Genomic DNA, 6,723 nt, shown 5'->3' on the forward strand with positions numbered 1-6,723 from the left:
AATGACGCCGGACCGGTTCGGCGCGGCTGCCAGCCTCGAGGTCGGGGTGGTCATGATCACCCATCGCAGCCGCGCCCATCTCGACCATAGCCTGCCGCTCCTCCTGGCTTCGCCGCTGCGGCCACGGGTCCTGGTAGTGAACTCCAGCTCCGGTGACGACACGGTGGAGCACGCCCGGGCACTCGGCGCCGAGACCTGGGTGGTGCCGCGCCGCTCGTTCAACCATGGCGCCACGCGCGAGGCGGCACGGCACCGGCTGGGCACGGCGGTCGTGGTGATGATCACGCCCGATGCCTATCCGGCCAGCCCCGACGAGCTCGGCCGGCTGGTGCATCCGGTACTGACCGGGCAGGCCGCCTGCGCCTATGGCCGCCAGCTCCCGCACCGCGGTGCCGACCCGGTCGAGGCGTTTGGCCGGGCCTTCAGCTACCCGGACCGGAGCGACCTGCGCTCGGCCACCGACCGCGCTCGGCTAGGCAGCGGCGTCCATTTTTGTTCCAACGCCTGGGCCGCCTGGTCCAATGCCGCGCTCGACCGGATCGGGGGCTTTCCGCCTACCCTGGTGAGCGAGGAGACCATCGCGGTCGCCCGGCTCCTGCAGGAGGGCGAGCGGATCGCCTATGTCGCCGACGCCGTGGTCCGCCATTCGCACCGCTACACGCCCTTCCAGGAATTCACCCGCCACTTCGACATCGGCTGGACCCGTGCGGCCCATGCCGAGCTGCTGCTTGCCCAGGGCGGCGAGGACGCACGCGGCCGCCGCTTCGCGGCGGAGCTGCTCCTGAGCCTCTTGGTGCGGGCACCGTGGCAGGTTCCAGCCACGCTGGTGGCGCTCTTCGCCAAATGGTCGGGCTATCGGGTGGGATTGCTGGGCAGGCATCTGCCACCAGGCGTCGCTGCCGCCCTGAGCGGCCAGGACTTCTTCTGGCGGAGCGACTTCGCGCCGAAAGGACGCCCATGAGGGTCGCGATCGTCACCAACAACGTGCTGCCGCCGCGTGAAGGCATCGGCCGCCATGTGCTGGAGACCGCACGCCGCCTGATCGCGCGGGGGCATGACGTGCAGGTTCTGGCCAAGGGCGAGGCGTTCGGCGAGGTGCGCTCCCAACTGATCGAGCAGGTGCCGGTCCATCACTGGCCGCATCGCCCGCTGCGGCCCTTCCACCACCAGGCGACCCGCCCGCTCCTGCAGGACCTGCTGGACCGGCTGGGGCCGTTCGACGTCCTGCATGCCCACCTGCCGCTCCTCCCGCTCCTGCACACCGAAGCGAGGGTAATCGTCACCTGCCACGGCACGCTCGGCGCCGATACCGAGGCGTTCACCGAGCGCTCCTGGCAGGCATGGGCGATCCGCGCCCAGGCCAGGCTGGTGGCCCGGCCGATGGAGCAGGCCTGGTTCGACCGGGCCGAGCGGATCGTCGCGGTCGCGGGCTGTGTCCAGGACGAGATCGTGCAGCGTTACCGCATAGCATCCGGCAAGGTGACGGTGCTGCGCAACGGGGTCGACCTGTCGCGCTTCCCGTTCGAGCATCGCGTGCGAGGTGGCCAGCGGCTGCTGTTCGTCGGCAGGCTCGGCTGGCGCAAGGGGCTGTTCCGGCTGCTCGACGCGCTGGCCCGCCTGCCGGGCGACGTCACGCTGGACCTGGTGGGCGAGGGGCCGCTGGAGGCCGACCTGCGCGCTCATGCCGAACGGCTGAGTCTGGGCAGCCGGGTGCACTTCCATGGCTTCCTGCCGCACCCGGACGTGATCCTGGCGCACCGGGCAGCCGACCTGTTCGTCAACCCCGCCGATTACGAGACGGGCCCGCTGACCCTGCTGGAGGCGATGGCGCTGGGTACCCCACTGGTCACCACCGCCACCGGCCTCGCCCGTGAGTTGGGTGAGGAGGCCCGACTCGTGCTGGCCGAGCGCACGCCCGAGGCCCTGGCCCATGTGATCGCCACCTGCCTCGCGACGCCGGACCAGGCCGCGGCAAGGGCCAGGCTCGCCCGCCGCACGGTCGAGCGCCAACTGGGCTGGGACCGCATGGTCGATCAGCTCGCCGACATGATCGCGCAGCCGCTGCGCCAGGCCGCCTGAGCATGAGCGGTCACGACGTCGTCGTCTGCTTCGGCTTCGAGGCCGACCGGGTCCGCCGCCAGCCCTGGCACGTGGCACGCGGCATCGCCCTGGGCCTGCTGGCGCATGGCCGGCGCGTCACCATCGTGACCGATGCCCGCTCGCCGCCAGGAGGCGAGCCATTCAGGATCGTGGCGCTGCCCCGCCTGTTCTCCGGCAATGCGCCCGATTCGGCGCTGCGGGACGCCCTGGTGATGCTGGCGCCTGACCGGATCTTCGTGATGATCGGCATTCACGAACTGCTCCGCCCCGGGCGCCTGCGCCTGGGAGCGCGGGTCTTCCCGATCGTGGCGGCTCAGCCCTTCCGGCCGCGCGACGTCCTCCGCCTGTCCGCAGCCGATCTGTGGCGCGAGCGGCACCTGCTGCGGCTGACGCTGCTCGCAGCATTCCTGCCGGACTGCCTCATCCGCCAGGGCTTCCGGCAAAGCGGGGCAACTGGCCTGGTGTTCGTTTCGGCGGCGGCGCGCGCCCGCTTTGCCGAAATGGGCATCGGCGTCTCGCTGGTACTCCGCCCGCAGGTCGAGCCCCCGCCGTCAGTACCGACGCAGGTCCGGTCGCCGGTTCCGACCATTCTGTATTGCGGCCCGCCGCTGGCGCTGCGCGGCGCCGATCTGGCGCTGGACGCGTTCGAGCGGGCAAGCGCGGCAGGGCTGGAGGCCAGGCTGCAGCTGCTCCTGCGCCCAGACGACCGGCCAAGCCTGATGCGCCGCTTCCTCGCCCGGGTCGAGCGCTCGCCAGTTCGCACCTCCATTGAGGTGGTGACCGAGATGCTGCCGGCGGAAGCAATGCGCCGGCACTTGGCTGCGGCCGACGTCCATCTCCTGCCGTTTCGGGTGACGGTGTCCGATGCACCCCTGGTGGTGATCGAGGCCGGGCTCACCGGGCGGCCGATGGTCGTGCTCGATACGCCGGGTGTGGCCGAATATGCGCGGGCCTTCGGCGGCATCGTGGTGGATCGGCCGGCCCGGCTCGTGGCTGCGCTGCGTGACGCCTGCGGCCGCGCCGTCCAGCCGATCGCCGTGCAGGAATGGACGAGCTGGCCCCAGGCGGTGGCGCCGCTGGATCGCTGGGCCGGGCAGACCCCGCCTCGGCTCGCTACCATCGCGCTGATCGGCATCGACGGTGCGGGCAAGACCACGCTGCTCCGGCGGTTGCAGGGCCGCCTCGCCGCGGCGGGCCAGGGCAGCACGCATGTCTGGAGCCGGTTCCGCAATTATACCAGCAAGCCGCTCCTGGTGCTCGCCCGCCTGACCGGCCACAATCGCAAGCTGGTGCTGGGCGGCGTGCGGATCGGTGTCCACGAGTTCGCCAATGGCTTGGCCGGGCCGTTTCTCTGGCTGCAGCGCCTTGACCTGTGGCTGGACCGGCAGCTGCGGATCCGCCCCGCCGCCAAGAGGGGCCTGGTCGTCATGGACCGCTGCGCGCTCGACCAGCTGGTCGACATGGCGGTCGCCACTGGCCGCGAGGCGGAGCTGGTCGAGCGGCTGGCACCCAATCTCCTCGAGGGACTGCCGCAGCCGGCCCTCGTGGTGCTGGTCGATCGCGAGCCGCTCCTGATCGGGACCAGCCGGCCGGATGCGCTGATGGATCCGAAACTCCTGCGCCGCCGCGCCTGCTACCGGCTGCTGGCCGCCCGGCTGCACCTCCCGGTCCTGCAGAACGACGCGAGCCTGGAAGCCGCCGACCGCTTCCTGGACCGCCTGGTCGGTTTGGCACCGGAGCCGGGCGGCCGGAGGGCACGCGGGTGATCCGGGTCTTCTACGCCAACGACCCGCTGGCGGTCGACCAGGGTGGTGGTGCGGAGCATTTTCGCGGCATCTTCCGTGCGCTTTCGGGCTCCGACCTGGACTGGCAGCTGGTAGCGGCCCGGCTGCAGGATCGCTCGCACCCACAGGTCGACTACATCTCGTGCACCTCCCATTTCGGGCGCTGGTACTTGGCGCTGTGGGGCTGGTTCTGGCGCAACCGGCACGCGATCGGCCGGGACGACGTCCTCCATTTCCACCGCAACTACGCGGCCTGGCCCAAATACCTGCTCTGCCCGCGCCGCGGCCGGGTAGTGATTACCTATCACAATGTCAGCGGCCGGGTGCTGGACGGGCTGTTCGGCCGTTCTGCGCGACCGTTGCGCTGGGCAATGCAGCTGCTGGAGCGTGCGGCGGTGCGTCGGGCCGACCGGCTGGTCTGCGTGAGCGATCGCGACCGCCTGGAACTGGCGCGGACCGTGGCCGGGCCGCCCTTTGCCGGGGCCCTGGTCATGGCGGCGGCCCTCGACCACGCCCGGCTGTCGGAAGTGCCGGCCGCAGCACCGAAGAGGTGCTCGCGCCTCCTGTTCCTGGGCCGCCTGGAGCATCAGAAGCAGCCCGAGCGGGCGGTCGAGGTGCTGGAGCGGCTCTGTGCTGCGGGCGGGGAAGGCTGGACACTCACGATCGCGGGCGAGGGCAGCCAGCGCGGCCGGCTGGAGCGGCGCGTCCAGGACAGCCCGGTCCGCGACCGGATCGTCATGGCCGGGCTGGTCCCGCATGACCAGATCGCCCGGCTGATCGACGCCCATGACCTCCTGCTGGTGACCAGCCGCTACGAGGCCTCGCCTACCGTGGTGAAGGAGGCGCTGCTGCGCCACCGCCCGGTCGTGACCTGTGATGTCGGCGACGTGCGGCGCTGGATAGCGCCCGGCAGTGGCCTGATCTGCCGGGACGACCCGGATGAACTGGCAGAAGCTGTGCAGGGGATAGCCCGCCTGATGGCCGAAGACGGCTATCGCCCCTCGGACCGGCTGGGCGGCGACCTGGAGCAGCGCCTGATGGCACCCCTGCTGGACCTCTATCGCGCCGTCCAGGATGGAGCGTGAGCAAACGCACTGGTGCCTTGTCCGCCATCCTGGTGGGCGGCGGGGCCAGGCTCGCGGCTGCCGGCATCGGTCTTGCCGGCACCACGCTCGCGGCCCGGGCACTGGGACCGGCCGAATGGGGAATCTGGCTCGTGCTGTTCGCCGGCTTCGGCTGGTGTCAGCATCTGGCGGAATGGGGCCTGCGCAGTGCGGCACTGGTGGAGGGCGGCCGCCTGGGCCAGGCCTGCCGGGGCCTCGTGCGCGATGTCCTGTGCGCCCGGCTGGTACCGCTCGTCCTGTCCGGCGTCCTGCTGGTGGGCGGTGCCGTCGTCTGGCGGCCGGAACTGGCAGGTGCTGCGTTGTGCCTTGCCGCGGCGCTGGCCATGATCGCCCTGAACCTCGACTGGGTGGCCCTGGTGCGCGGCAACGCCCTGCCGGCGAACCTCGGCCTCATGGCCCGCCCGGCCCTGTTCCTGGCTGCCATCGCCCTGCTGCCGGCACCGCTGGCAGTGGGCGACCTAGCTCTGGCGACGCTGATCGGCTGGGCGGGCGCGGCACTGGCCGGTGCGGCCGAATGGCGCCGTGCTGCGGCACCCGTGCCCGAGCGCGTCCGGCTGCGCACCCGCGAACTGCTCGAGACCGGTATCCCGTTCTTCTTGGTGACGGCGGCCAACCAGGTGGCGCTGTCGGCGGACCTTGTCGCGGTCGCCTGGATGCTCGGCGCCGAGGCGGCCGGTGCATTCGGGCTGGCCATGACGATCGCGCAGACCGCCACGCTGGGCGCCCAGGCCGCCGCCCAGTGGTGGCTGGCCCGGGGAGCTGCGATGGCGCCCATCCGTGCCCGCCGGGTCCTGCTCGACGCCCTGCTGCTGGGCGGCACGGTGGCCGCGGCCCTGGCGATCCTGGGACCGGGCCTCCTGCTGCGGCTGTTCGGCGTCCAATGGTCGGCAGCAGCCGACCTCCTGCCGCCGGCGGCACTCTATGTGGCGCTGGTGCATGTCACTGCGGTGCGTGCGGCGCTGGTGGCCGCCAGGGGCGGGGCAGGGCGGGTGGCGCTGGTGCAGGTCGTGAGTCAGACGGTCGGCTGGCCACTGCAGCTGCTGGCGGCAGCCCGGCTCGGCCTGGAGAGCGTGGTGCTGCTGCGCGGACTGGTGGAACTGCTGCGACTCGTGCTGCTTGTCGGCCTCGGTGATTTCTGGCTCCGGGTCGGGCTTCTGTCCAGGATCACTAAAATGCTATTCAAATCACAAGAGTATTTGCGTCCAAAGTCTAATCGAATCCGAAACGATAATAGTTGTCGGTGATTCAGGTTGATGGTTATTCATCTAGCCAGAGGGAAATGGATCAGATGGCCACCGGGCAGCTCCAGGAATGGAACGACCGGTGCCTGGAGAAGACCGATGGCTGTTTCGACCCGCGACCTGCACGATCTGCTCCGACAGGCTGCTTCGTCACTCCCGCTCGGGCGCGCGCGGACGAACGTCACCCCGTTCCGTGGCCGGCGGGTGCGCACGCCGGAACTGGAGCTGGAGCATCTGTCGGTGACGCTGGATGGGGCGTTGGGCGTGCTGTTCGCCCGGATGAAGCACACCCAGCGGGCCTGCTACACCCAGACGCTGATGCAGGACATGAAGACCCTGCAAAACCATCTGGTCGAGCTTTATGCCGGCCTGGGCGCCGAGGAGATCCCGTTCCGCTACCTGGCCTGGTGCTCGGACGCGCCCAGGGCCTGGAGCCTGGGCGGCGACCTTTGCACCTTCACGAACATGATCCGC

General features: G+C 70.9%; 6 protein-coding genes. All 6 read left to right on the plus strand.

The window, feature by feature from the left end:
- The first annotated feature begins 1 nt into the window (after nt 1).
- A complete protein-coding gene (locus VNS22_RS12760) occupies nt 2-961 on the plus strand; it encodes a glycosyltransferase (RefSeq protein ID WP_325732969.1) in 960 nt (319 codons plus the stop codon).
- Nucleotides 958-2,079 carry a glycosyltransferase family 4 protein gene (locus tag VNS22_RS12765; protein ID WP_325732971.1) on the plus strand — a complete coding sequence of 374 codons (1,122 nt, stop codon included), beginning with the start codon at nt 958-960 and terminating at the stop codon, nt 2,077-2,079. Before VNS22_RS12760 ends, VNS22_RS12765 begins: the two co-directional genes overlap by 4 nt.
- A gap of 2 nt (nt 2,080-2,081) precedes the next feature.
- Nucleotides 2,082-3,866: a glycosyltransferase gene (locus VNS22_RS12770; RefSeq protein WP_325732973.1), complete on the plus strand. Its 1,785-nt coding sequence runs from the start codon at nt 2,082-2,084 to the stop codon at nt 3,864-3,866.
- Nucleotides 3,863-4,969: a glycosyltransferase family 4 protein gene (locus VNS22_RS12775; RefSeq protein ID WP_325732975.1), complete on the plus strand. Its 1,107-nt coding sequence runs from the start codon at nt 3,863-3,865 to the stop codon at nt 4,967-4,969. The genes VNS22_RS12770 and VNS22_RS12775 overlap by 4 nt, the downstream gene beginning before the upstream one ends.
- The gene (locus tag VNS22_RS12780) at nt 4,966-6,252 is read left to right on the plus strand and encodes a hypothetical protein (RefSeq protein ID WP_325732976.1); all 1,287 of its coding nucleotides are present in this window, start codon (nt 4,966-4,968) and stop codon (nt 6,250-6,252) included. Before VNS22_RS12775 ends, VNS22_RS12780 begins: the two co-directional genes overlap by 4 nt.
- Nucleotides 6,253-6,348: 96 nt before the next feature.
- Nucleotides 6,349-6,723: hypothetical protein (locus tag VNS22_RS12785; protein ID WP_325732977.1), on the plus strand; the 375-nt coding region annotated here is incomplete at its 3' end.

The sequence above is a fragment of the Geminicoccus sp. genome, assembly GCF_035556675.1.
In the GTDB taxonomy this organism is placed as follows: domain Bacteria; phylum Pseudomonadota; class Alphaproteobacteria; order Geminicoccales; family Geminicoccaceae; genus Geminicoccus.